Origin of the sequence: Chryseobacterium carnipullorum (assembly GCF_900142785.1) — a bacterium.
Classification (GTDB): domain Bacteria; phylum Bacteroidota; class Bacteroidia; order Flavobacteriales; family Weeksellaceae; genus Chryseobacterium; species Chryseobacterium carnipullorum.
The window spans coordinates 431,798-458,037 of record NZ_FRCD01000001.1; the positions used below are offsets into that span (position 1 = coordinate 431,798).

The 26,240-nt window shown below is 37.2% G+C and carries 26 protein-coding genes; 14 read left to right on the forward strand and 12 right to left on the reverse strand.

The annotated features are described in order from the left end of the window. The first annotated feature begins 96 nt into the window (after positions 1-96). From BUC06_RS01990 to BUC06_RS02010, 5 genes are all read left to right on the forward strand, one after another. Positions 97-2,250: a peptidylprolyl isomerase gene (locus BUC06_RS01990; protein ID WP_073328982.1), complete on the forward strand. Its 2,154-nt coding sequence runs from the start codon at positions 97-99 to the stop codon at positions 2,248-2,250. 128 nt (positions 2,251-2,378) lie between these two features. Next, positions 2,379-3,329: an MlaD family protein gene (locus BUC06_RS01995; protein WP_073328985.1), complete on the forward strand. Its 951-nt coding sequence runs from the start codon at positions 2,379-2,381 to the stop codon at positions 3,327-3,329. Between the two features lie 7 nt (positions 3,330-3,336). Next, complete coding sequence (locus BUC06_RS02000) at positions 3,337-4,671, forward strand: 4Fe-4S dicluster domain-containing protein (protein WP_073328986.1); 1,335 nt, start codon at positions 3,337-3,339, stop codon at positions 4,669-4,671. A gap of 100 nt (positions 4,672-4,771) precedes the next feature. After that, a complete protein-coding gene (locus BUC06_RS02005) occupies positions 4,772-5,557 on the forward strand; it encodes a (Fe-S)-binding protein (RefSeq protein ID WP_073328989.1) in 786 nt (261 codons plus the stop codon). A 102-nt stretch (positions 5,558-5,659) separates the two neighbouring features. Next, positions 5,660-6,148 (forward strand): hypothetical protein, encoded by a 489-nt coding sequence (locus BUC06_RS02010; protein WP_073328991.1) that lies wholly within the window; start codon positions 5,660-5,662, stop codon positions 6,146-6,148. Positions 6,149-6,169: 21 nt separating this feature from the next. On the opposite strand, the gene BUC06_RS02015 is transcribed toward BUC06_RS02010, so the two are convergent. Beyond that, positions 6,170-6,778 carry an acyltransferase gene (locus BUC06_RS02015; RefSeq protein WP_073328994.1) on the reverse strand — a complete coding sequence of 203 codons (609 nt, stop codon included), beginning with the start codon at positions 6,776-6,778 and terminating at the stop codon, positions 6,170-6,172. Then, on the reverse strand, positions 6,765-7,997 hold the full coding sequence (locus BUC06_RS02020) for a lipopolysaccharide biosynthesis protein (RefSeq protein ID WP_073328996.1): 1,233 nt from the start codon (positions 7,995-7,997) through the stop codon (positions 6,765-6,767). The genes BUC06_RS02015 and BUC06_RS02020 overlap by 14 nt, the downstream gene beginning before the upstream one ends. A 70-nt stretch (positions 7,998-8,067) precedes the next feature. On the opposite strand from BUC06_RS02020, the gene BUC06_RS02025 reads away from it, so the two are divergent. Next, positions 8,068-8,592, forward strand: coding sequence for a hypothetical protein (locus BUC06_RS02025; RefSeq protein ID WP_073328999.1), 525 nt, complete (start codon positions 8,068-8,070; stop codon positions 8,590-8,592). A gap of 67 nt (positions 8,593-8,659) precedes the next feature. After that, entirely contained in the window at positions 8,660-9,928 is a 1,269-nt protein-coding gene (gene serS / locus BUC06_RS02030) for a serine--tRNA ligase (RefSeq protein ID WP_073329001.1), read from the forward strand. 75 nt (positions 9,929-10,003) lie between these two features. On the opposite strand, the gene BUC06_RS02035 is transcribed toward serS, so the two are convergent. Both BUC06_RS02035 and BUC06_RS02040 read right to left on the reverse strand, forming a co-directional pair. After that, positions 10,004-10,768 carry a hypothetical protein gene (locus BUC06_RS02035; protein ID WP_139263262.1) on the reverse strand — a complete coding sequence of 255 codons (765 nt, stop codon included), beginning with the start codon at positions 10,766-10,768 and terminating at the stop codon, positions 10,004-10,006. Positions 10,769-10,860: 92 nt separating this feature from the next. Further along, the gene (locus BUC06_RS02040) at positions 10,861-11,484 is read right to left on the reverse strand and encodes a hypothetical protein (RefSeq protein ID WP_228423602.1); all 624 of its coding nucleotides are present in this window, start codon (positions 11,482-11,484) and stop codon (positions 10,861-10,863) included. A 584-nt stretch (positions 11,485-12,068) separates the two neighbouring features. Here BUC06_RS02040 and BUC06_RS02045 point away from each other — a divergent pair. From BUC06_RS02045 to gwsS, 3 genes are all read left to right on the forward strand, one after another. Further along, positions 12,069-12,269, forward strand: coding sequence for a hypothetical protein (locus BUC06_RS02045; RefSeq protein ID WP_073329009.1), 201 nt, complete (start codon positions 12,069-12,071; stop codon positions 12,267-12,269). 51 nt (positions 12,270-12,320) lie between these two features. Then, complete coding sequence (gene gwsG, locus BUC06_RS02050) at positions 12,321-13,250, forward strand: grasp-with-spasm system ATP-grasp peptide maturase (protein ID WP_073329012.1); 930 nt, start codon at positions 12,321-12,323, stop codon at positions 13,248-13,250. A 183-nt stretch (positions 13,251-13,433) separates the two neighbouring features. After that, positions 13,434-14,525, forward strand: coding sequence for a grasp-with-spasm system SPASM domain peptide maturase (gene gwsS, locus BUC06_RS02060; RefSeq protein WP_073329017.1), 1,092 nt, complete (start codon positions 13,434-13,436; stop codon positions 14,523-14,525). A 46-nt stretch (positions 14,526-14,571) separates the two neighbouring features. Here gwsS and BUC06_RS02065 read toward each other — a convergent pair whose 3' ends face one another. From BUC06_RS02065 to BUC06_RS02100, 8 genes are all read right to left on the reverse strand, one after another. Further along, positions 14,572-15,309 carry a sulfite exporter TauE/SafE family protein gene (locus BUC06_RS02065; RefSeq protein WP_073329020.1) on the reverse strand — a complete coding sequence of 246 codons (738 nt, stop codon included), beginning with the start codon at positions 15,307-15,309 and terminating at the stop codon, positions 14,572-14,574. Continuing rightward, complete coding sequence (locus BUC06_RS02070) at positions 15,300-15,752, reverse strand: FixH family protein (RefSeq protein WP_073329022.1); 453 nt, start codon at positions 15,750-15,752, stop codon at positions 15,300-15,302. Before BUC06_RS02070 ends, BUC06_RS02065 begins: the two co-directional genes overlap by 10 nt. Before the next feature lie 76 nt (positions 15,753-15,828). Then, positions 15,829-17,283 carry a cytochrome c oxidase accessory protein CcoG gene (gene ccoG / locus BUC06_RS02075; protein ID WP_073329025.1) on the reverse strand — a complete coding sequence of 485 codons (1,455 nt, stop codon included), beginning with the start codon at positions 17,281-17,283 and terminating at the stop codon, positions 15,829-15,831. A gap of 93 nt (positions 17,284-17,376) precedes the next feature. Continuing rightward, positions 17,377-18,255: a cbb3-type cytochrome c oxidase N-terminal domain-containing protein gene (locus tag BUC06_RS02080; protein ID WP_073329027.1), complete on the reverse strand. Its 879-nt coding sequence runs from the start codon at positions 18,253-18,255 to the stop codon at positions 17,377-17,379. 10 nt (positions 18,256-18,265) lie between these two features. Continuing rightward, positions 18,266-18,466 (reverse strand): cbb3-type cytochrome oxidase subunit 3, encoded by a 201-nt coding sequence (locus tag BUC06_RS02085; RefSeq protein ID WP_062652071.1) that lies wholly within the window; start codon positions 18,464-18,466, stop codon positions 18,266-18,268. Between the two features lie 16 nt (positions 18,467-18,482). Beyond that, positions 18,483-20,744: a cytochrome-c oxidase, cbb3-type subunit I gene (gene ccoN, locus BUC06_RS02090; protein WP_073329029.1), complete on the reverse strand. Its 2,262-nt coding sequence runs from the start codon at positions 20,742-20,744 to the stop codon at positions 18,483-18,485. Positions 20,745-20,749: 5 nt separating this feature from the next. Next, positions 20,750-20,977 carry a cbb3-type cytochrome oxidase assembly protein CcoS gene (ccoS, locus tag BUC06_RS02095; protein WP_073329032.1) on the reverse strand — a complete coding sequence of 76 codons (228 nt, stop codon included), beginning with the start codon at positions 20,975-20,977 and terminating at the stop codon, positions 20,750-20,752. A 109-nt stretch (positions 20,978-21,086) separates the two neighbouring features. Then, positions 21,087-23,465 (reverse strand): heavy metal translocating P-type ATPase, encoded by a 2,379-nt coding sequence (locus tag BUC06_RS02100; protein ID WP_073329034.1) that lies wholly within the window; start codon positions 23,463-23,465, stop codon positions 21,087-21,089. 88 nt (positions 23,466-23,553) lie between these two features. On the opposite strand from BUC06_RS02100, the gene BUC06_RS02105 reads away from it, so the two are divergent. The 4 genes from BUC06_RS02105 to BUC06_RS02120 all read left to right on the forward strand — a co-directional run bounded on the left by BUC06_RS02105 (position 23,554) and on the right by BUC06_RS02120 (position 26,154). Continuing rightward, positions 23,554-24,267 (forward strand): Crp/Fnr family transcriptional regulator, encoded by a 714-nt coding sequence (locus tag BUC06_RS02105; RefSeq protein WP_073329037.1) that lies wholly within the window; start codon positions 23,554-23,556, stop codon positions 24,265-24,267. A 63-nt stretch (positions 24,268-24,330) separates the two neighbouring features. Next, positions 24,331-25,146, forward strand: a complete 816-nt coding sequence (gene panB, locus BUC06_RS02110) for a 3-methyl-2-oxobutanoate hydroxymethyltransferase (RefSeq protein WP_073329039.1) — start codon at positions 24,331-24,333, stop codon at positions 25,144-25,146. Between the two features lie 3 nt (positions 25,147-25,149). Next, entirely contained in the window at positions 25,150-25,473 is a 324-nt protein-coding gene (locus BUC06_RS02115; protein ID WP_073329042.1) for a hypothetical protein, read from the forward strand. Between the two features lie 3 nt (positions 25,474-25,476). Next, a complete protein-coding gene (locus BUC06_RS02120) occupies positions 25,477-26,154 on the forward strand; it encodes an RluA family pseudouridine synthase (protein ID WP_073329044.1) in 678 nt (225 codons plus the stop codon). The last annotated feature ends 86 nt before the right edge of the window (positions 26,155-26,240 follow it).

Below are 26,240 nucleotides of genomic sequence, written 5' to 3' on the forward strand. Positions count from 1 at the left end.
TCTTTCATTTTAAAAATTAAAATAAAGGACTTCTGCTTCTCTAATTTCTTAAAAATGTGTATTTTCGCAAACTGATAAAAAACTATAATATATAAAATGGCAATTTTAGGACAGATTAGGAGTAAGCCTTGGCTTTTGATGGGAGTGATAGCATTGGCGCTTTTAGCGTTTCTGGTAAACCCTGATAGCATCGACAAGGTTTTTGGGAAAAATCCTGACGTTTTAGGAAAAGTAAACGGTGAGAAAGTCACCCGCGAAGAGTTCAATGATCAGCTTTTCGTACTGCAACAGCAGGCTGAACAACAAGGCCGTCCAAAAACGGGACTTGAAGAGCAGGCTTGGCAGTTACTTGTACAATCTAAACTTATCAAGCAACAGTTTGAGAAATTGGGCTTTGAGATGACTGACGACTATTTCTGGAATCAGATCCAGTATGATCAGATGTTTGCCCAACAACAACAGTTCTTTGACGAGAAAGGTAATTTTAAAACTCAAGAACTTAAAAAAGAGATTGAAACATTAAAAAGCACCAATCCGGAAGGTTACAACCAATGGTTGAAAACCAGAAAAACCGTTGAGTACAGACTCATGGCGAGACAGGTGTTTACTAATATTTCAGCAGGTATTACGACTGGTAAGAAAGAAGCTGAAGAGCTTATGAAACAGAGAGACCAGTTAGCAGACATCGATTTTGTAAAGATTGATTACGCAGCATACCTTCAGAAAACGAAAATCAACGTTACTACGGCAGACCTTGATAACTATATCAAACAACACCCGGTAATGTTTAAAGCTGAACCTAGCAGAAATATTGGAGTTGTATATTTCCCTTCTAAACCTAGCCCTGCAGATGATGCAGCAGCTCAGAAGGAAATCAATAAACTTTTCGCTGGAGGTACAGATGCAAGCGGAGGAACTGAAAACTTCCAGAATACGAAAAATGACTCTATGTTTGTAATGGCCAATTCTGATATGCCTTTTAACAATCAGTATTCAAAGCCTAACCAATTGCCTCAGGCTATCCAGGGACAGATCACATCTGCCGCGATAGGACAAACTTTTGGACCTTACAAAGAGCAAAACTTCTATGTAGTTTCAAAACTTTTGGATAAAAAGACTTCGGACTCTACTTTGTCAAGACACATCCTGATTGCTTTCAAAGGAAGTCCTGCAGGAGAAGGAGTAACAAGATCCAAGGAGCAGGCAAAGAAATTAGCAGACTCTATTGGAGCTATTGTAAAAGCCAATCCAGGTAAATTTACAGAGTTTATTAAACTTTCTAATGATCCAAGTTCTGCAGCACAAGGAGGAAGCTTAGGATGGACAACTCCTGAAACGCCTTTCGTTCCGGAATTCCTTACTTATTTAGCCAACAACCCTAAAGGAGCTACTGGTGTGGTAGAAACCCAGTTTGGATACCATATCATCAATATTGAAGATAAAAAAGCAGGGTCAATGAGCTATAAAGTAGCTAACCTTGTAAAAGAAGTGAAGCCTTCAGATGCTACGGAAGCAGAATCTGATAAAAAAGCAAGAAGATTTATTCAGCAGGTTCAGGGGAAATCTTTCAACGATTTCGTGAATATTGCTAAAAAAGGAAACTATCAGTTCTCTAATCCTAAAGCTGCCAAAAGATTTGACGGACAGATTCAGGGACTTGGTACAGATAAAGATGGAGAAATCTTAGCCTGGGCGTTCAATAAGAAAACCAATAAGGGAGATACTGAATTCTTTACTGTAGAAGGTACAGGAGATAAAATTGTAGCCTACCTTAACGGAAAACAGGACGCAGGTCTTGCAGATGCAGAATCCGTAAGAGATCAGATAGAAGCGATTGTTAAAAACAAACTGGCAGCGAAACAGATTGCTGAGAAAATTGCAGGAGCTAAAGCTTCAAGCCTAGATCAGATTGCTAAAATGTTTGCTTCAACAAAGCAGGCGGCGCAAGTAAATATGCTTAACCCTTCAGTAGCGGGTTCTATGGAACCTAAAGTGGCTGGTGCGGCTTTCGGTGTTGCAAAAGGTAAACTTTCTAACCCTATCGAAGGTGGGACGGGAGTTTATGTACTGATCAAAAAATCAGAAACAATCAACAAACAGCCAGGTGATCTTAAGCAGTTCACAGAATCTATCAGTCAGAGAAATGCAGGAATGTTCGGACAGGCTTGGATGAAGAGCCTTCAGGATAATGCAGATATCAAAGATTATAGAATCGAGATCTGGAACAAGGTTGGAAACCAACAACAGTAAGAAATTAATTTTTACAGATATAAAAGCGGCAGATTTTTCTGCCGCTTTTTTTGTATTTAACGCAGAACAATAAAGAAAAAGATTAATTTAAAATGTGTTATATTTGCTCATTAGAAAAAATTTAGCAAGTGAAGTTCAGTAAAGAATTAAAAGCTGGTGTGATCGCACTTCTGGCTATTGTAGGCTTTGTAGTGTTGTTTCAATTTATGAAAGGCAGAAGTCTTTTCACTACCGATAATATATTTTACGCAAAATACGATAATGTGGAAGGTCTGGCTCAGTCTTCTGCAGTTTCCATTAATGGTCTGAAAGTAGGGCAGGTTGATAAGATTATCCCAAGGACGGCCAAAGACGGAAAGATCAGTTTTGTTGTGAAAATAACGGTAGATGACAAGTTCGAGTTTTCCAAAAATTCAACCCTTGAAATCTTTGAACCTGGATTGATGTCCGGCAAAGAAATGAGGGTAAATCTTATGTACGGTGGCCAGACTGCAAAGGATGGCGATACGCTGCAGGGAGCTTTCAAACTCGGAACACTGGGAAGCCTTTCTTCTCAGGTAGGACCGGTGAAGGATCAGCTGCAAACAGTTTTACACCGTGTAGACTCTCTGATGGCTAATGCCAATCTATTGGTCGACGGTCAGAACAGAGCAGAGATCAAAGCATTACTATCCAATCTAAATAAGACCGTAGCTGCTTTGCAGACTACTGCAGGAAGCGTTAACAGTCTTGTAGGACATAACGACCCTAAATTGCAGAAAGTACTGGATGATGCAAGTATTACCATGCAGAGTGGAAAAGTAACTTTGGATAAATACGGAAATCTTGCAGAAAGCATCGATACTAAAAAACTGAATGCAACAATATCAAATTTAGATGCTACCGTAGGAAAGCTTAATCAGGTGATTGCAGGAGTTGATAACGGACAAGGAAGCTTAGGGAAATTAATGAAGGATGAGCAACTTTACAATAATCTGAATTCTGCCTCTACCAATCTGAATTCATTGATTGAAGATATGAAAGCAAACCCTAAGAGGTATATTAATTTCTCAGTTTTCGGAAAGAACAATAAAGACTAATCACCTTATGCAGTACATCGATAACATTATTTTTCTGATCTTATTAGTTGCTGGATTTGGGCTCTTTGCAAAAAGCCTGCAAAAGATTTACAGAAATATCAAGCTTGGAAGAGAGATCAACAGAAGCGACAGGAAAGCTGAGCGCTGGGAAACCATGGCCAGAGTGGCAATGGGCCAGAGCAAAATGGTAAAACGTCCTGTAGCAGGTGTTCTCCACCTTTTCGTATATGTTGGTTTTGTTATTATCAATATAGAATTGATAGAAATTATTGTGGATGGAATCTTTGGAACCCACAGATTCTTAGCTTCCGTTTTTGGACACGGTTTCTACAATTTCTTTACAGCAACATTGGAAGTACTGGCTCTTTTAGTAATCATTGGAGTGGTTATTTTCTTTATCCGAAGAAACTTCTATGGCGTTAAAAGGCTTACCATGAAAGAACTTTTTGGCTGGCCTAAAAATGATGCCAACTGGATTCTGATCATAGAGTTTGCTCTGATGATGGCGTTCTTTAGCATGAATTCTGCGGATTATGTTCTGCAGATGAGAGGTATTCTTGCGGAACATGGAAGCTTTCCGATCAGCGAAATGACATTGGTTCCATTCTTAGAAATATTCAGTTTTGATAATGGGTTTTTAGTGTTTGTTGAAAGAAGTGCCTGGTGGTTCCACTTTGTAGGGATACTTTTCTTCATGAACTATCTTTATTACTCAAAACACCTTCATATCATTTTGGCATTTCCAAGCACCTGGTTGGCGAATCTTGATCAAAAAGGAAAATTCAATAATCTTGACTCTGTAACCAAAGAGATCAAACTGATGATGGACCCTAACGCTGACCCTTATGCCGCCCCGGCTGAAGGAGAAGCTGCGGATATTCCTTCTAAATTTGGAGCAGAAGATATATTTGACCTGAATCAGGTACAATTGCTAAATGCCTATTCCTGTACCGAATGCGGAAGATGTACTTCAGTATGTCCTGCTAACATTACAGGTAAAAAGCTTTCTCCGAGACTTATTCTGATGAAAACCAGAGACAGACTGGAAGAAGTAGGCAGAAATATCGACAAAAACGGAAAATTCGAAGACGACGGTAAGAAGCTTCTGAATGATTATATCACCAAAGAAGAACTTTGGGCATGTACCACATGTAACGCCTGTACAGAAGCATGTCCGGTATTGCTGGATCCGCTTTCTATTATTTTCGAAATGAGAAGATTCCTTGTGATGGAGCAGTCTGCTGCCCCTCAGGAGCTGAATCTGATGATGACGAATGTAGAAAACAATGCTGCTCCTTGGCAGTACAATCAGGCAGACCGTCTGAACTGGGCAAAAGATTAATATCTATTGTATTAAAATGTTCAAGTCATGTACAAAAGTATTTTAGCTTGAAAATTTTAAAGTACATTTTACATTAATAAAAAATACATTTTACAATTAAATGGATTTCAATATAAAAACAATGGCAGAATATGCTGCCGAAGGAAAATCCCCGGAAGTTTTATTTTGGGTGGGATGTGCCGGAAGTTTTGACGACCGTGCCAAAAAAATCACAAAAGCTTTTTGCAAGATATTAAACAAAATAGGAGTTGAATTTGCAGTTCTGGGACCAGAAGAAAGCTGTACCGGAGATCCCGCGAAAAGAGCAGGAAACGAATTTGTCTTCCAGATGATGGCCCTTACCAATATTGAGGTCCTGAATGCCTACGAAGTAAAAAAGATCGTTACTGCCTGCCCTCACTGTTTCAATACCCTTAAAAATGAATACCCAAGCCTGGGAGGACACTACGAAGTGGTGCACCATACTCAGTTCCTTAAAACATTAATGGAAGAAGGAAGACTGAAGATTGAAGGAGGTGCTTTTAAAGGGAAGAAGATTACTTTCCATGATCCTTGCTACCTTGGAAGAGCCAACAACGAATATGAGGCTCCCAGAATTCTTCTTGAAAAGCTGGATGCCGAGCTTGTAGAAATGAAACGTTGTAAAACCAACGGTTTGTGCTGTGGAGCAGGAGGCGCACAGATGTTTAAAGAACCTGAAAAAGGAAATAAAGACATCAATATTGAAAGAACGGAAGAAGCTTTATCTTTCCAGCCTAAAGTCATTGCTACAGGATGTCCGTTCTGTAATACCATGATGACAGATGGGGTAAAACACTTTAATAAAAACGAAGAAGTAGCAGTAAAGGATATCGTCGAACTTCTTGCTGAAGCAGAAGATTTGTAGAATGCTATTGAAAATAGATGAAAACTCAGGTTTCGGCCTGAGTTTTTCTTGATTATAAACTCAGGAATATTTCTTAATTTTATACTTTAAAATTGAAAGGATATGAAAATTGAAGAATCTAGTATAGTAGAAACCAACGACTACAGAGTCATTATATACCCGGCATCCAGACCATTTGAAACCAAAGAGGCTAAAGTGATCACCGAAAAACTGTTCGATTTCCTTGCCACCTGGGCGGCCCACGGAAAACCGCTTGATTCATCCTTTAAAATTGAGAAAAATCAGTTTATCGTGGTATGTGTAGACGAGGAAAAAGAAATGGCTTCAGGATGCAGTATTGATGCCTTAGGGAAGATCATGCGCGAGATCGACAGAGAATATCAACTGGGACTTTTCGACAGAATGAAGGCCAGCTTTGTGCAGAATAATGAAGTAAAGACGCTGAAGCTTCAGGACTTTAAATCTCAACTGAGAAGCGGAGAATTGCCAAAAGATATCCAGGTTTTTGATTTCTCTAAAAATACCTACCTGGACTTTTTAAGTCACTTTCTTCTGCCATTGGAAAAAAGCTGGGCAGCAGGGATTGCCTAGACCCATATAAAATACAATCTTCTAGAACTTTAGATTGGTGCCTTCAGGGAGCTTTCTGTTGAAAACAGTCTTCGTGAAGTCTTCAATGTAGGGTTCTTTTTGTTTAATAACTCTACAAGGATTTCCTACTGCAATAGAGTTGGAAGGAATATCTTTTGCAACAATAGAGCCGGCTCCGATAACGACATTATCACCTATTTTTACTCCCGGAAGAATCACGGAATTTGTTCCTACAAAAACATTGTTTCCTATAGTGATAGGCGGGCATTTGTCATGAATGCTGTGGTCGTTGTGGTTATGATTGGCAGATATTAATGATGTTCCTGCTCCGAAACCTACATTATGTCCGATAATGATACCATTGTTCGCCTGAATGTAAATATTTGGATTATCTCCCGGATCACACATAATCCCCTTTTTAATATTCTGGTACCCCCTGATTTCTGATGTAAAATGGACCGGCCATGGAACTTTCCCATTGATTCTCAGTATCTTTTGTGGAATCAAGTAATAGAAAAAAAGAACGTGAGGAAGCAGATAATCATATTTTTGGCGGTAATACTCCGGATAGAAAAAATTATTAATTCTATGGAAGATTTGGTATTCAATAAATTTTTTAATCGGATTCATTTTTCTTCAGAATAAACATAATGTAAAAATACAAAAATCCATAACCTACAAACAAGAATAGAGAGAAAATACCCACCAGATAACTGATTCCTTTCTCCTTTCCGATCAGTATAGCAGCAATATTAGCAAGGAAAAGATAAATGTTAAAGACCATTGCTACATTATTTCTCTTCAGGATCGTCAGAATATCTGAAATAGGATTGATCAGACTTCTCGTGAGATATCCAAATGACATCAGAAAAATGAATAATCCGAGATGCTCCCAGTTTTTATTGAAAAACATTTCAAGAATGGGAATTCCAACGACGTTCACCAGAATATAGAGAGCAAAAATGATATAGAAGTTCATCAGGCTCATTTTTTTGGTGTACGCAAACAATTCACTTTTACTTTGTCCTCTGTTATTAATCTCTGCAGCTCGCGGATAGTAAACTGTTGCAATGGAAGATGAAATCAAAAGAAGAGGAACCGACATTATTTTTACAGCCAAAGAATATTCCCCAAGCAATGAATCTGCAAAATAAAGAGATATCAGAATCGGCATTATATTATTCCCTAAAGCATTGATCAGGGTTGATGGATAGGAATATTTAAAAAGCTCCGGCCTTTTTTTCGCATTGGCAATATATCTTTTGAAATCAGGTTTTACATAGTAGGTTCTGGAGTAATAAATAGCGGCCAGGAAGGCTGCAATATATCCGATCAGACTTCCTATCACAAGGCCATTTTCTATCTTGATGAATACAAATACCACCTGAAAGATAAAACTCACCAAAGAATCTATGATCGTCAGAACGGAAACCAGTTTGAAAAGTTTCTTTTTAGCCAGCAGAAATTTCGCATTGTTGGTAAAGAGATAAATAAAACCGGTGAAAATCCCAAGAAATAAGATGTGTTTTGGAATGTCAAAAGGAATAAATACCAGTAGAAAAGCCAAAACCATAATCCCTCCGGAAATAATTCCTGCCGCACTGAAATTATTATTCACATCCACCTCATTTCCTTCAAGCATGATCATATGTTCCTGTGCAAGGCTTAAGACTACCGTAAATATGCTCATGATGCTCAGGTAGATACTGAATACGCCGTACTCTGATGAACCGTAATATTTTGCAAGCAGAAGCCCTCCAATCACCAAAACGAACTTAGAAATAAAATTTCCTTTAAAGATGGTCGTGATGTGGCTGCTGTTTAATCTTTTGAGTTTGTTTAAAAACATGGTAAAATATTACGAGAACAAATATATAATTATACATTTGCATAAAAAAGATTATTGAAAATTACAGAAGATGAAATTTAAGCTCAATCATATTTTCATATTTAAACTTATTGCTGTCCTTTTTTTAACAGTTTCATGTGGAAGTGATGACGATTCTTTACAGAGGATTGATCAGATTATGAACTTCGATGTGAGAAACAGTGTGGGACAGGATCTGATGAACCCTAAAAAGGCCGGATCATATACTGCCTATTCTGTCAATGATATTAATGGATTAACAGATCTTGCTCCAGTATCTGTCCCCCTGAGAATGACCACAGATTCATTGTATTATTTTGAATATCTGAGTGGAGCAAGAAGAATTATAAAAGATTCGATCAGTCCGGAAAATAAAACCTACCGTTCAGATTTGGCTTTTTCCTTCAGCAGAACTGTAAACAATCAGATAGTCACGGTTACTGATGTGATGGAAATTCATTACCGCTGGACGCCGTCACTATTTCAGGTTTCAGAGGTGCTTTATAATGGTCAGCCCGTATTTTCGAAAGCTGCTGATGCACCAAATTCGATTAATACCTTTACTATCATAAAATAATTCTAAATTTGTAAAACTGTTAGCTTAGTATTTAAGTTTAACATCTAATATTTAACATCTAAATACAATGTTACAAGTCAATTTTTTACGCGACAATAAAGAGCGCGTTTTAGAAGGTCTTCAAAAAAGACAATTCAAGAATCTTGGGTTGGTAGACGATGCTGTCGCTACTGACGACGAAAGAAAAAGAATTCAGTTTGAATTAGATTCCCAACTTGCCGAAATCAACAAAATCTCCAAAGAAATTGGTCTTTTGATGAAAGAAGGAAAAAAAGAAGAAGCGGAGTCCTCAAAATCTAAAACAGCTCAGTACAAAGAATCGAGTAAAGAATTGCAGGCTCAGCTAGAGGTGACGGAAAAAGCATTGCTGGATATTTTATACCAGATTCCAAACGTTCCTTTTGAGTTGGTAAAGAACGGATCTTCTGCGGAAGACAACGAGAATATTTACCAGTCTCATGATGTGGAAGGCCTTGGAGAAGGCGCTATTCCTCACTGGGAACTTGCCAAAAAATATAACCTGATTGATTTTGAACTGGGAGTGAAGATTGCCGGTGCCGGTTTCCCTGTTTATTTGGGTAAAGGAGCAAGACTTCAGAGAGCTTTGGTTCAATATTTCTTAGATAAAAACGTTGAAAAAGGATATATGGAGGTCAATCCTCCTCACGTTGTGAATGAAGCTTCAGGCTACGGAACAGGACAGCTTCCGGATAAAGAAGGGCAAATGTACCATATTGGTATTGATGATTTGTATCTGATTCCTACAGCTGAAGTTCCTGTCACGAATCTTTATCGCGATGTACTATTGGAAGAAAAAGATCTTCCTATCAAAAATACGGCTTTCTCTCAATGTTACAGAAGAGAAGCGGGAAGCTACGGAGCTCATGTAAGAGGCCTGAACCGTCTTCACCAGTTTGAAAAAGTTGAGATCGTAAGACTTGAAAAGCCTGAAAACTCTTATGCTGCATTAGAGGAAATGGTAGAACATATCAAGGAGATCCTTACAGATCTGGAACTTCCGTTCAGAGTATTAAGACTTTGCGGAGGAGATACCGGTTTTGCTGCTGCAATGACGTATGACTTTGAGGTATGGAGTGCTGCTCAGGAAATGTGGCTGGAAGTAAGCTCTGTATCTAATTTTGAAACCTTCCAGGCAAACCGTCTGAAATGCCGTTTCAAAACAGACGGAAAAGCGCAGTTGGTACATACTTTAAATGGTTCTGCAATGGCTCTTCCGAGAATTATGGCAGCTTTGCTTGAAAATAACCAGACTGAAGAAGGAATCAGAATTCCTAAAAAAATCGCAGAATATGCGAGATTTGATCTGATTAACTAGAATACTATTTTGTGAAAAAAAATAATCCCCTTTCATTTTTGGAAGGGGATTATTATATATTTCCGTGTATTGAAATTACTCTGTGGTAATGATTACTTTTTTATCTTTATTAATCAGATTTTTGCCATCAACAAGATCATTGGATCTTACGGTGATCTGAACGGTTTTATTATCGACCTGCTTTACGAAATCATGCTTTCCTTCTATATTTTTAATGGGTTTCTGAAACTTCAGCGTGTTGGTAAAGGTAAGATTGAACATTCTGAGCATTCCGGCCATTCCGGAAGCCATTTGCTTTCCGTAGGCTTCAATAGAGTCACTTTTGGTTTTAGGAACCGTTTTTTCTTCTGAATCTTTTTCTTCAAGCATTTTAAGGATACCATCAGAATTAAATTGATCTGTATTAATGATCAGAGATTGACCATTCCATACGGCGATATCCTGTAAAGGAATCTTTTTAAGGCGTTTGTCACTCGCCAGAAGTTGAGTGATTTCTGAAGGCATGAGTTTGTCATATTTCAGGGAAAGACCAACGATCTCGTCTTTATCTTTGTCTACTTTCATATAGACTTTTTTCAGCACCTTCGCAGAATCCTCATTCAAGGTTACTTTTCCATGCTTCTGAACCGTATAAAGACTGGTCCAGTCAGTCGGCAGTTTATCAAGTTCGCTCAATTTCTTTGGGTCTGATCCCATCATGCTCATCATTCCCATTATATTTTTGTCCATCAGGATATTAGACTTCATACTGGTGGCAGCATCCTTATAATAGGTGGTTTCTGTATTGATAGAGCAGGACTGAAGGATGATCAGAAGAACGGCTGCCCATAAAAACTTCATCTGTTTAATCATTGCTAAGTTTTTTCTGTTTTTAGTTATATTACAAAACAAATACCAAGAAAATTGCCGGCTGAAATTTCAGCCGGCAATTTTTATTCTGTAACGATTACAATTTCTTTGTCCGTATTTTTTAGCTTTACTTCCTTGTCATACATGGCCTTGAGGTCGTAATCTATTTTGACGGTATAATTATCCATCTGTTTCACCCAGTCATGTTTTCCTGAGATCGATATTATTTTATTTTCAAATTTCAGGGTAGTTCCAATGCTTTTGAAGAACATAGTGATCATTCCTTCTACTTTTTCAGCTTCCTCTTTTGAAGCTTTGCTTTTGAGGGCCTCTTCAATAGTCTTAAGATTAAAATTTTCGGTATTGATCGTCAGTGTTTTTCCGTCCCAGTTGTTGAAAATATTCTGATCAAACGGAAGCTTTTCCTTTTTGTTGTAGCTTTTTAGCAACTGATGGTCTGATTGGGTAAAGTGTTCCATCTTTAAAGAAAAACCGGAAGGTTCATTGTTTTCCTTATTGGTTTTCATGAATATTTTCTTCATGATTCTGATGGAGTCCGGGTCTTGGGTCTTCAGTTTTCCTTCCTCTTTCTGTATGTCAAAAATACTGGTCCAAACCGTGGGAAGCTTATCCATTTCTCCAAATTCTTTCTGTTGTTTCAGAGAGTCGGGAGTCATGGCCTTCATTTCAGCAATGAATTGTTTCATATCAATATCTGTGACAGAAGTGGAGGCTGTATCCTTGTGATAGACAATTTCAGAATTTATACTACAGGATTGCAGTATAAAAAAACTGATTAAAAAAAAGAGGATCGTTTTCTTCATAATTCCAAATCTAACAGAATGCAAAGATATGCCTTTCTAATGATTACTTTTTTACATTTTCAGATGACATGCTTTGTCTATATTTCTTTAATTAAACAGTACTTTGAAGGTTGAAAAACTTCACTAAGACACTAAAAAGTGTTTTAATCATGTCTTAGAAATAGTGGGTAATTTTTGTTTTATTTATTGTAGAAAATGATATTTTCATATAATACCTTAATTTTTTATATATTTTATTGAATTTAATTCAATAAAATATATTTTAATCAAATGTTAAATTTTGTTAAATTACATTGATGTATTGGATTAATTAATACATTTGAAAAAGAAACGGGATAAGTCTTGAATAATATTTATTCAAATTAGTTTTAAATTGCGATTAATGTAATTGTCGCGGCTGCATTATTGTGATGAATCTATTTGATTGGTTGGTTTTTGATGACTTATTCGAAATAATAAAAATTACTATGAAAAATTTAAAATCATTAGCAGATTTCAAAAAAGAAATCAAAGGAAAAAAAATTTCTAGAACTTCTATGATGGCAATTGCCGGAGGAAAAAGAATTATCCGCCCAACAACACGCTCAACTGGAGGTTCAGACTCTGTTTTATATACTTATGATGAAGATGGACATTTGCTGGGAACTGAGTGCTGGTCAGGGTGTTAAGATGATTTCTTTAAACTTAATAGACTACCATTTTGGTAGTCTTTTTTCTATATGATACTAATAATTTCGGATGAATATGATTGGTCAACTAATATCGTGATCGATTGGTTGGCTTACTTTCAGGTAGAGTGGTTTAGGATCAATGATTCTGATGCGTGTGAACTGTCTGTCGTTGATTCAAAAACTTTTATTAAGATGGGAAAGACTACGATTGACGTAGACAAAATACAGGCAGTCTGGTACAGAAGAGGATTTATTTCTGTTGGGCAGTTTAAGAAACTTAAAGTCCCTCAATTCAATTCGTATCTATCACACAACAAGAATGTTTTGCATGAATATCTTCAGTATAAGTTATCAGATAAAAGACAAATTAATTCTTATGGTAAGGCCAATGTAAATAAATTAATTGTTAATGATATTGCAAAAGAAATCGGCCTGAAGATTCCGGAATCGTACATCGATAATAAGCTGTTAAGCCAGAAGAAATATAAAAAAACGATTACAAAGCCAGTTACGCCAGGTTTTTTAGGGAGTATAAATAATTTGAATATTGATTCTTACACAAAAATTTTACAAAAGGATCGTATAAAGAGTTTCAACACTTCCTTCATTCAGGAGTATATTGAAAAAAAGATTGAGATCAGAACATTTTATCTTCTTGGAAAATGCTGGAGTATGGCCATTCTCTCGCAAGGAGATAGTAAAACTCAGGTAGATTTTAGAAGATATAATAATGATGTGCCCAATAGAACAGTGCCTTTCAAGCTTCCTGAATCCATTGAGAAAATGATTGATACGCTTATGAAAAGGATTTCTTTGGAAAGCGGCTCAATAGATTTACTCTATTCAACAGATAATATATTCTATTTTTTAGAAGTTAATCCTGTTGGTCAGTTTGATATGGTCTCATTTCCATGTAATTATCATTTGGAAAAAGAAATTGCATTGCATTTAAGTAACGATTATGAAACAGAAAAATAAGCTTGACGATATTATAAAGGAAATAGAAGATAATCACAACGAATTACCCCTTGTTTTCCAGGAATTAGAGTTTAAACGAATCAAACGGCAGAAAAAGACTGAAAGAAAAATTTCATCAAGTTATTATAATACGCAAAAACTAGATGTTCAAAATTTCTATAAGCCTATTTTACGAATAGAAAAATGAAGCATAATTATTTTAGAGTCTATACAAATTGTATAGTGACAAGAGGGTATACAAAATCTGTTATCAGCGATATTCAGAGAGAAAATTCTGATTTTATACCGAATTCTTTAGCTGATATTATTGAAAGACTTAACCGAAAAGAAAGTTTAGTTTCAATTTATAAAGACTATGGTGAAGAAAACAAACCCATATTGGATGAATATTTGAATTTTTTGCTCCAGGAAGAATATGGTTTTTACTGCAGCAAAGAAGAGTTTGATATGTTTATCGACTTAGATCTGCGGTATCAAAATCCAGATCGGATTTCAAATATAATTATTGAAATTAAAAAAGATGAATTACCTTTCTTAAAACAAGTGATTACTCAGGTTGAAAAACTAGGCTGTAAGTTTGTAGCGTTGGTTTGCTATGAAAGTTTAAATCCTGATGATTTTGACCTGATAAGATTAATGTTTGACAATACGATTATACATTCAGTTGAAATCATCTCCCAATATTCTGTTGGTGTTGATGAGCATAGTATCTCAGAATTAAGTACAAAATTTGAAAGGCTTAGCTCTTTATTTTTGTTTAATTCACCTCCAAAAATGACCATGGGATCTAGAAAAAAATATGGTAAAGTAGTATTTTCTCAAAAAAAATATACGAATTTTAGTTTTTGTGGCGGTATATCACCTGATCATTTCCAGACAAATCTTCCCAAAGTGTTAGAAGCAATCAATCATAATTCTTGTCTTAACAAGAAAATAGCAGTAGATATCAATGGGAATATAAAGAACTGTCCGGCAATGCCTCAAAGCTTTGGGAATATAAAGGATATCACTTTAGACGAAGCCATCAGGCATAAAAATTTTAACCAATATTGGAATATTACAAAAGATGATATTGCGGTGTGTAAGGATTGTGAATTTCGTTATATATGTACAGATTGTAGAGCTTATACCGAACAACCGGACTTAAATGAAAGTAGGCTTGATGTATCTAAACCTTTAAAATGTGGTTATGATCCCTATACAGGAGAGTGGGAGGAATGGTCCACCCATGAACTTAAACAAAAAGCAATTAAATACTATAAAGAATTATCTTAAATCTAAAAAATTCAGACAGTCAGTCTACTGTAAAATAATATTGTCCTTAATGACAATTGTTATTAATGTGAGAACCGTCCTGATGATCCTTTGAAATGGTCATTGCTTCTGCTTTTGGAGAAACATAAGGGATTCCCAATTCAAGACCTCTCAGAATGAATAATCCTCCCAAAATAATCATGATGACAGGAACGGCTTTTAAAACCTTTACTCTGAAGGCCTGATTCATTAGATTCCCGGCTAAAACTACAGCAAACATGAACGGGAGGGTTCCCAGGCCGAATAAAGCCATGTATGAAGCTCCCTGCCATATTCCGCCTCCTGCGAGGCTGGCCGTAAGAGCCATGTAAACCATTCCACACGGTAAAAAGCCATTCAGAACCCCTGTTGTAAATCTCGAACGGTAATCCGCTTTCTGAAGAAGTCTTCCCAGATTTAACTTTACAGAATATAAAAATTTGGACAGGAAAGGAATTTTTGAAGCAAAATCTTTTCCGCCAAATGAAAATACAGCCATAATAATCAGAAGAACTCCTGCAGTAATCGTAAGATATTTCTGAAAGCCAGCCATTTCAAACCCCTGTCCGATAATTCCCAAAAGTGCACCCAATAAAGAATAGGTGAATATTCTGCCGAACTGATAGGTAAGGTTCTGAAGATAGAAGTTGGCGGCCTGCTTTTTGGTTAATCCCATCGACAGGGCAATAGGACCGCACATTCCGATACAGTGAAAACCGGAAGCAAAACCTAGTGCGATGGCCGATAAAATGAGTCCTATTTCCATATCACATCATAATCCATTCTGTAGTCTGTTTTGTCTTTTGTCCACATCAGTCTCAGGGTGTAGTTTCCTACTTTTAATACCTGTGCAGGGATTATAAAAGACTGTGCGGCATCAAGCTGAACTGGTTTTTTGATGTCCAGATTCTGGTCGTCGGTTCTGTTTAAAACAAATTTTACCGTAGTATTGGCATTGTTATATTCTTTTGGGAATACAATCTTAATTCCGGATTTTTCCTGGCTGTACACCGGTTTTTCCTGCAGGTCATCAGCTCTTTTTTTAGCATCAATCACATCCTGATACTTAAGCTCTTCTTCGTAATAATTATCGGTGACCATTTCAGAATTCTTCTGCCCGTTCGGGAAAAGAAACAACATGGATAATATAAAAACAATGAATGCAAATAATGCGACTACAACACCGTGTCCCCAACTAAAGTTTTTCATTTCTTCCGGATTTTTTTGTTTTTTTATAGTAATTGAGAATGTCTATGTCTTAAAAATCATAGACATTCCTTAAAAATTAGAATTGCAATTTGAATGGTCCCTCAAAGTAGGTCTGATAAGAATCGACAAGCTTGCCTTTCATATCATAAACTCCAATGGTTATATTTTGTTTTGAAAGTTTCATATCTTCTTGAGGAAAGCTGATGTTGATGGTTCCTTTCGAAATTTTATCTCTATCTACCTGGATTTTGCTGGACGCACTGTATATAATTTCACCATGAGCCGGCTCAACTACTTTTATCGTAACAATTTTCTTTTCGTTGGTTTTATTTAGGAAGGTATAATTGTAAGTATTGGTGATTTTACCATCTCGTACAAAAAAAGTACTTCCCGCAGGTTTAATGAATTTTGCTTCCATCTCTCCTCTGCTGTAAAGAAGGAACCCTAAGAATCCAACCAGTAAAACAAGAACCACCGCAAAACCTTTCATTCTTCCTGTAAATTTGAACTCGGTCTGATTCTCAATTTCGTTCTCTGAAGCATATCTTACCAGTCCTTTCGGAAGACCTACTTTTTCCATGACCTCGTCGCAGGCATCAATACATGCGGTACAGTTAACGCATTCCAGCTGCTGTCCGTCTCTGATGTCAATTCCTGTAGGACATACGACCACACACTGATGACAGTCGATACAGTCTCCTTTTCCTGCTGCTTTACGGTCTTCCCCTTTTCTCCATTTTGATCTGTTTTCTCCTCTTTTGAAATCATAGAAAACATTGATGGTATCTTTATCAATCAAAACACCCTGTAATCTTCCGTATGGGCAGACCAAGGTACAAACCTGCTCTCTGAACCATGCAAATACAAAATAGAATGCAGAGGTAAACAGAACCATAACGATAAAATTGGTAGGGTGGGCAAAAGGCCCTTCAGAGATGATTCTTAATATTTCCTCGTACCCTACAATGTACATGAGCATAAAGTGCGTGATTATCAGGGAAATAATAGCGTAAACTGTCCATTTTAAACCTCTTTTCCAGATTTTCTCGCTGTTCCACTCCTGTCTGTCCAGCTTCATTTGTTTGTTTCGGTCACCTTCAATAAGATATTCAATTTTACGGAAAATCGATTCCATAAAAATTGTCTGAGGGCATATCCACCCGCAGAAAATTCTTCCGAACGCAATCGTAAAAATGATAATAAAAATTAAAGATGCGATCGCACCTAAAGTAAGGATAAAAAAGTCCTGAGGATAAAAGGGTTGTCCAATAATGAAAAACTCTCTATCAATAACGTTGAATAAAAAGAAAGGGTTGCCATTGACTTTAATGAATGGCACTGTAAAATAAATAATTAATAAAGCATAGCTTACAAGGTTTCTATAGTTGGTGTATTTCCCCTTTGGTTTTCTGGGAAATACCCACTTTCTCTTACCGGATTGCTCCATTGTCCCGATAGAATCTCTGTAAGTTTCAGGGTCCAGAACCTGTCCCTGTCCGCCGCGTACTTCTATTTCTTCTATATCTGACATCTTTGTAATGTGTTTAAAAAAGAAAAAACATAATTCGTTACTTTTTTTATTAATAACAAATTATGTTTTTTCATATGTTTCTAATTTTTTAAATTATTCTTTTTCCCAATGTGCTTCATCACCATACGGTGTAGCCCCTCCCTGGGCAGGAGTAATTGGTGGCTGCTCCTGATTGATGTGGTAAACATAAGCGGCAACATTTTGAATGTCAGTCCCTGTTAATACCCCATTTTTACCCCAAGCCTGCATTGCTGTACCTGTTACCCCATTTTCTACAACGTGGAATACATTTTTGAATAATGTTTTTTCAGGTTGATTGTGCCAGAAGTTATCAGTAAGGTTGGGTCCGATACCCCCTCTACCACCATCAGAGTGACAAGAAACACAGTTGGTTTTGAATACCTCTTCACCTGCCGCAATGTTATCAGCTGAATACTTTGCTGATTCAATAGTGATAGGCGGCTGAGACTTTTCATATTCTGCAATACTTGCCATCTGCTCTTTATATTCCTGCTCATATTCGCTCAACGGATGAGCAAAATCTGTGAAAGAATAAGCTGCGATATATACAATACAAAAAGCAGTCCCAAAATAAAATAATCCTACCCACCATTTTGGAAGTTGATTATCTAATTCCATAATGCCATCGAAACCGTGGTCGATAAGGATATCCTTTTCTTCCGTTTCAGATTGCTTTTTGAATGCAGCATCGTACATTCTTCTCAGGAAAGGGATCTTTTTCTCTGTTAAATAAGCTGCTTTCTCTTCCGGAGATAATTTCTTGAATTTATTGTTTTCAATCAAATCTCCAATGGCACTGTGGATGTAGGCTAAAATAGCACTGATCACTACAGTTCCCCAGAAGTATGGTGAAGCTAGAAACGAGTAGCTCTGTACAAACAAATAATAAAAAACTATCAGAAGTCCAGTTATTATTAAGATGTTTACAACAACAGGTGTTCTTTGTTTCATAATAAATAGTTTAATTTTTTAAATTAAAATCGTCATCCTCATCATCCCCAAGCGGCGCCTCTTCTTCCTCTTTGTAATATTTTTTAGGCCTGCTAAAAACATAGATTACCAGAGCTACGAAGAATAGCATAAAGAAAATCAGAGCCAGCGTCTGGTATAAACCAGCGTTTTCTGTATTGGATAATATATCTTTAAAGTTCTGAGGAATCATGTGAACCTTTTAATGTTTAGTTAGTACTTGCTGTTTTTATTTCCGTCGTCTTGATATCGGTACCTAGTCTCTGAAGATAAGAGATAAGCGCTACGATCTCTTTTTTCTCCAGTTCTCCCTGAGGTCTCTTAGCATATGCTGTCTTAAGGTCATTCGCTTCAGAGAAGATATCTTTTACAATTTTTGTTGCCTGGTTGTCTGCCCATGCATTGGCTGAGTCTATTTGAGCTTTAGTGTAAGGAACATCAAATGCGTTCTTCATTAGCTTCATTTTGTCAACCATCTTAGTTCTGTCAAGGTTAGTTGCAATTAACCAAGGGTAACGAGGCATGATAGAACCGGCAGACGTAGATCTTGGGTTGTACATGTGTTTGTAATGCCAAGAACTTGGGTTTTTCCCTCCTTCTCTATGTAAATCCGGTCCTGTTCTCTTAGAACCCCATAGGAATGGTCTGTCATATACAAATTCTCCGGCTTTCGAATATTGTCCGTTTTTACCGTTGAATCTTGTAATTTCATCCCTGAATGGTCTTACCATCTGAGAGTGACAGGCATTACATCCTTCACGGATATAAAGATCTCTACCTTCCAATTCAAGAGGTGAATATGGTTTTACTGCTGAAATCGTAGGTACACTTTTCTTTAAAGAAAGGGTAGGGATAATCTCTACCGAACTACCGATTGAAATGGTGATGAAAGATAAAATACCTAATAATACAGGCATTCTTTCAAGCCATAGGTGAGTACCTTCTCCTTCTTTACGTTTGTTTCCGATGTTAGCCAACGCTGGTGCTTCAGCAGGAACTTCTTTCTGGAATGAACCTTTTCTTACCGTAGCAATGACGTTAACGATCATTAGGATAGATCCTGAAATATAGAACAGACCTCCTAAGAATCTCATTTTGAAGTATGGAATGATCGCAGTAACTGTATCCAACCAGTTTTTGTACATCAATGTACCATCTGGATTGAACTGTTTCCACATTAATCCTTGGGTAAATCCTGAAATATACATAGGTACTGCATAGAAAATAATTCCTAATGTCCCTAACCAGAAATGCCAGTTAGCTAATTTTACAGACCAAAGTTTTGTTCTCCACATAATCGGTACCAGATAATAGATAACCCCGAATGCCATGAAACCATTCCATCCAAGAGCTCCTAAATGTACGTGACCGATAACCCAGTCTGTAAAGTGACCAATTTTGTTGATGTTTTTAGTCGCTAAAAGAGGACCTTCAAAAGTTGCCATACCGTAGCATGTAACTGCCACTACGAAAAACTTAAGGATAGGGTTTTCCCTTACTTTATCCCAAGCTCCTCTCAGCGTAAGAAGTCCGTTTAGCATTCCTCCCCAAGACGGTGCGATAAGCATGATAGAGAAACCAGTTCCCACAGCCTGCGCCCATGCAGGAAGAGCTGTATACTGAAGGTGGTGAGGACCAGCCCAGATATAGACAAAAATTAATGACCAGAAGTGAATAATAGACAGTTTATAAGAGAAGACCGGTCTGTCTGCTGCCTTCGGAAGGAAGTAATACATCAAACCAAGAACCGGAGTTGTCAGTACGAATGCAACTGCATTGTGACCGTACCACCACTGTACAATAGCATCTTTTACCCCTGCATATGCTGAATAAGATTTCCAGCCTGTGAAAGATAAAGGAACCTCAAGGTTGTTGAAGATGTGTAGCATTGCCACAGCAATCCATGTACCGATATAAAACCAGATGGCTACATAAAGGTGTCTTACTCTTCTTTTTGAAATCGTCAGGAACATATTGATCCCGAAAATGATCCATGAGAAAGCAATCAATATGTCGATCGGCCACTCGTGTTCAGCATATTCTTTTGAGGTATTGATCCCCATAAAGAAGGTAACGAACGTAGCAACGATCATAAACTGCCAAGTCCAGAAATGTAACCATGATAATGTATCACTGTACATTCTTGTTTTTAATAATCTCTGTAATGAGTAATAAATACCGGTGTAAACGATATTACATACGAATGCAAAGATCACGGTATTGGTATGAAGCATTCTGATCCTACCAAAACCAAATGCACCATGAGTGTTTATTAACCCTTGAATATTGCCTGATGCAAGACTCTTGATGGTTGTATCATCAGTACCGAATATAAATTCCGGCAATTCAGGGTAAAAAAGCATTAATGCCGCCGTAAGCCCGAACGTAAATCCTATAAGACCGAAAACTAAGGTCGCATAAAGGAACGCACGGACAATACTGTTGTCATAACTAAACTTTTGTGTTTCCATATCAACTATTCACTTTTTTCTTCAATTTTATTATTCTCTCCTATTTTTTTCTCGTCCTTATCTTTGTTGCCTTTTTCATCCTTTTCCTTGATTTCTCCACTATCAAAAAGAATTCTGACAGCAGGAGATTCATCATCTTCAAACTGTCCTTTTCGGGCATACACTATAAATACGATCAAGAAAATCGCAGCTAAAGAAACACTGCAGAGGATCATTAAATATAGAATATCCATTGGACAACAAAATTAACCTATTTTCGGGGTTCAAATTTAGTGAAAAATAATGACATTCATCACGAAATGCCGATTTCAGCTAATTTAAAATCAGTCTAAATAAGGCCTTCTAAGCCTGCTTTTTGAAATGTTTTCTGCCTAAAATCCATGTGGAAATAGTAGTAAATGTGACAACGGTGATCGAACTGATTGGCATGATGATTGCTGCGAAGAGCGGATGCATGTGGCCTGTAACTGCGTAACTTAAACCAACAATATTGTACAGAAAACTGATTATGAATGTCATTTTTACAATAGTGATGGAACCCTTGCAGACATTCAGATAGTTATTCAAAGTCACTACTTTATCCCCATTCATGATCACATCCGAAGAAGGCGTAAAGCTATTGGTATCATCAGAAATAGCAATTCCAACGTTGCTCTGTTTAAGCGCTCCCGCATCATTCAGTCCATCGCCAAGCATCGCCACTTTCATGTTCTGGTCCTGAAGATTTTTAATGTAGTTCAGTTTATCTTCAGGGCTTTGGTTAAAAGCCATTCCTTGATAATTTGGGATGAGTTCTTTCAGTTGATTTTCTTCGGAAGAATTATCACCACTCAGGATAAATATCTTGTAAGAACTGAGTTTTGTAAACAGTTCTTTTAATTTCGGACGGTATTCATTTTTGAAGATGAATTTACCTATGAACTCACCATTTTTACTGATATAAACGGCGGTTTCAAGATTTTTCGGTTCCTGGTTGTTGTAACGGGCAGAGCCGATCTTATAAACGTTTCCTCTGACGCTTGCTTCGTATCCTTTTCCGGAAATCTCCTGGAATTTCTCAACAGGGAAATAGTCATCATTGATATCCATAAATTCATATAATGACTTGGAAAGCGGATGGTTAGAGTTCTTTAATAACGTTTTGATATTCAATTGATCAAAATCACTGATTTCAATACCCTCATATCTGATATTGGATTTTTTTCTGTGGGTAATCGTTCCTGTTTTATCAAAAACAATAGTATTCAGCTTAGCAATCTTTTCGATGGTCAGTGTATCTTTTACGTAAAATTTATTACGTCCTAAAATTCTCATAATATGCCCGAAAGTAAACGGTGCAGATAATGCAAGTGCGCAGGGACAGGCAATAATCAGAATAGCTGAAATAACCTGGAACATGATCTTCAGATCAATGAAGGACCAGTAAATTCCGGAAATTAATGCAATGCCTAAAATGATGAATGTAAAATATTTACTGACGTTATTGGTCAGTGTGTCAAGGCCGGTTTCGTGCTTCTTGAATGCTTCCTTATTCCAAAGTTGCGTCAGATAACTCTGGTCAACATCTTTGATCACTTCAAGTTCCAGTGAAGAACCGATTTGTTTTCCTCCCGCAAATATTTTGTCTCCCGGATGTTTACTGATGCTTTCACTTTCTCCGGTGATAAAGCTGTTGTCTATATTTCCTTCTCCATTGATCAGGATAGCATCCACCGGGATAATTTCCTGGTTTCTTACCAAAATTCTGTCCCCCACTTTAATCTCGGAAAGAAGGATGTTATTCTGTTTTCCCTCGAAATCGACCTTGGTAACGGCGATAGGATAAAACGATTTATAATCTCTGTCGTATGAAAGTGCGCTGTAGGTTCTTTTCTGGAAGATTTTACCCATCAGCATGAAGAATAATAATCCACACAGGGTGTCAAAATATCCAGGGCCATAATTGGTCACTACTTCGTAAATACTTCGCCCGAAAAGAACAAGAATACCCAGTACGATCGGAACATCAATATTCACGATCTTGTTTTTTAACCCGTACCATGCAGATTTGTAATAGTCTGAAGCAGAATAAAAGACAACAGGACATGCCAGAAGAAACATCAGTGTTCTGAAAAGCCCCTTATAATGTTCCATCCAGAAATCTTCACCCCCTACATATTCAGGAAATGCAAGGAACATACTGTTTCCGAATGCAAACCCTGCGATGGCAAATTTGATAAGAAGGGATTTATCAAGATGATCAACATTTTTGTCAGCTGTTTCAAGACTGATCACAGGCTTGTATCCAAGATTCGTTAAGAAATTGGCTAGTTCGCTTAATTTCAGATCATTATGGTTGAATGAGATCTGTAAGGTCTTTCTCGTGAAATTGACCTGTGAATAATTGATATGATCATTCAGTGTATGAAGGCTTTCCAGAAGCCATATGCATGATGAACAATGTATTACGGGGATTTTAAAGGTAACAAGACTGGTCTTTCCTTCAGAGAAATCGGTCACCTTTTCAAAAATCTCAGGAGTGTCAAGATATTCAAACTGTGAAGAGCTCTCATCACCGGGACGAATTCCGGCTCTTTTATTAAGCTCGTAGAAATTAGTTAAATTATTGATATTCAGAATTTCGTAGACAGACTTGCATCCGTTGCAACAGAAAGTCTTTTCATCAAACAAAATTCTCTCTTTTTCTATACCTTGACCACAATGAAAACAGTTCTCGCTCACCACATAATATATTGAACTACAAAATTATAACAATTTTTTTTGTTTATCGTGTTAAAAAGTTCTATTTTTGTGATAAATGTCATATAAAATGTCGCAGGAACAACAGATTGCAATTGAAGAGAGGTTCGCCAGAGTTTTTAATGATAAATCATTTAAGGAAAGACTTTCTAGCACTGATTTTGAAAAGTATATTAACAGCAAGAAAAAATTAAGTTTTCAAAAGCACGACACTATTTTTGAAGACGGAGAAACACCAAAAGGGGTTTTCTTTTTAGAAAAAGGAGCTGCCAAACTTTCGAAGTCCGGAGCTTTTGGAAAAGATCAGATCTTAAGATTTATCAAAGAGGGGGACATCATCGGCTATCGTTCATTGCTTTGCGGGGAAAACTTCCAGGCAAAGGCGGAGGCTATGACAGACATTGAATGCATTTTCCTTCCAGCCGATATTTTCATGTATCTTCTGGAAGTAGATCCGCAGCTTTCTTTTGCAATGCTTCAGAAAATCTCTTATGAACTGGGAGAGTCATCCAATACCATTACCTTTCTTGCACAGAAAACAGTAAGAGAAAGACTGGCAGAAATTCTTATTCTTCTGGAACAGAAACTGGGAGTAGATCCGGAAGGATTTATCAAAATTTCGCTCACCAGAGAAGAAATTGCCAACATCATTGGTACCGCTACAGAAAGTGCCATCCGTTTGATCTCCGAATTCAAACAGGACAGCCTTATTGAAGTAGACGGCAGAAATATCAAAATTCTGAACCACGATAAACTGATGAAACTAGGTCACGTAGTTTTATAAAAATCATACAAAAACTTAAGTCGGCGGAAGCCGACTTTTTAACTTTTAAAAAATAGATACATTATGTCTGTTCACTCTGAAATTAAAAAAGTTACGACTGAAACCTTGCGTAAAATGAAATTCGACAAGGAAAAAATAACAATGCTAACTGCCTATGATTTTACCACTGCAAAAATGGTAGATGCCGGAGGTGTGGATGCTATTTTGATAGGAGATTCTGCAGCCAATGTGATGGCTGGTTTTGAAACGACTTTGCCCATTACCTTAGATCAGATGATTTATCATGCTCAAAGTGTCGTTCGTGGAGTAGACAGAGCTTTGGTTATTGCTGATTTGCCATTTGGTACTTACCAGAGTAATCCCGAAAAGGCTTTAGAGTCCGCAGTAAGAATGATGAAGGAAGGTGGCGCACATGCCGTGAAGATTGAAGGTGGTAAAGAAATATCAAAATCGATTAAGAAAATCGTTAATGCAGGAATTCCTGTAATGGGGCATTTAGGGTTAACACCACAATCTATCTATAAATTCGGAACCTATAAAGTAAGAGCCAAAGAAGAAGCGGAAGCGGAAAAATTAATCAGTGATGCACAGCTTTTGGAAGAATTAGGATGTTTCTCTATCGTTCTAGAAAAAATACCTGCTGACTTAGCCAAAAAAGTATCAGAAAGCATTACGATTCCAACCATCGGAATCGGAGCCGGAGCTGATTGTGACGGACAGGTTCTTGTATACCACGACATGGTTGGAATGAACAAAGGTTTCAGTCCCAAGTTCTTAAGAAGATATCTTGATCTGTATACCGAAATTACAGGAGCAGTTGCTCAGTACGTAAAAGATGTAAAAAGTGTTGAATTCCCTAATGAAAATGAAAGCTATTAATTGATGATGAACCAACAACAATCACTTCAGGGTATTTTATCAATTGCAGCCATTATCTGTATGGCAGTAGGATGGTTTAATTTATTCTCTCCGGAGATCAACGAGCTTCTGTCCAGAAAAGTTTTTTATGTATTGATAGGAGCGAGTTTCTTCGTTCAGGCACCATCGCTTTCCAATAAAAATTTTATGTACGGGATGTATGCGGCAGCTGCACTTTGTGTCATCGGCGCATTTTTACCGGCAGATTCTAAACTTTCAATGCTTAAAACAATCGGTCTTCTCGGAGGAATTATCATTTCTTTTACCAACAGACCAAGGCGTTCGTAAGGTATGAAAGAGCAGATTGTATATGAAGACAACCATCTTTTGGTTGTTAACAAAAAAGTAGGTCAGCTTGTTCAGGGCGATAAAACCGGGGATGAATCTTTACTGGAGTCCATTAAGAATTTTATAAAGAAAAGAGATGACAAGCCGGGAAATGTTTTTCTTGGCCTGGTGCATCGTATAGACCGCCCAACTTCGGGTCTGGTGATTTATGCCAAAACTTCCAAAGCACTTTCCCGCCTTACCCAGATGGTGAAAAACAGAGAAGTCAAAAAAACATATTGGGCTGTAGTCGGAAAAGAAATGATTCCTCAGACCCAGCGACTTGTTCATTATTTAAAGAAGAATGAAAAGAATAATAAAGCCATTGTTTTTACAAAAGTAACCGAAGGCGCAAAAGAAGCCATTCTCACCTACCGTGTTACCAAAACATTAGATAATTATCTGCTTCTTGAGATTGATCTGGAAACCGGAAGACATCATCAGATCCGTGCCCAGCTGTCAAAAACAGGAATTCCTATCAAAGGAGATCTGAAATACGGATCACCCCGATCCAATCCTGACGGAGGAATTAATCTTCATGCAAGAAAGCTGGAGTTTATTCATCCTGTTACCAAAGAAGAAATAGAAATTATAGCTCCCGTTCCGCAGAATGATGCCATCTGGCGAGCTTGTGAAGAGTAAAGATTTTTGGATAAATTTTTACTGCATAAAATTTAAAAAATAACAGAAGACCATCTCATCACTGAAATGGTCTTTTTTATTTTGAG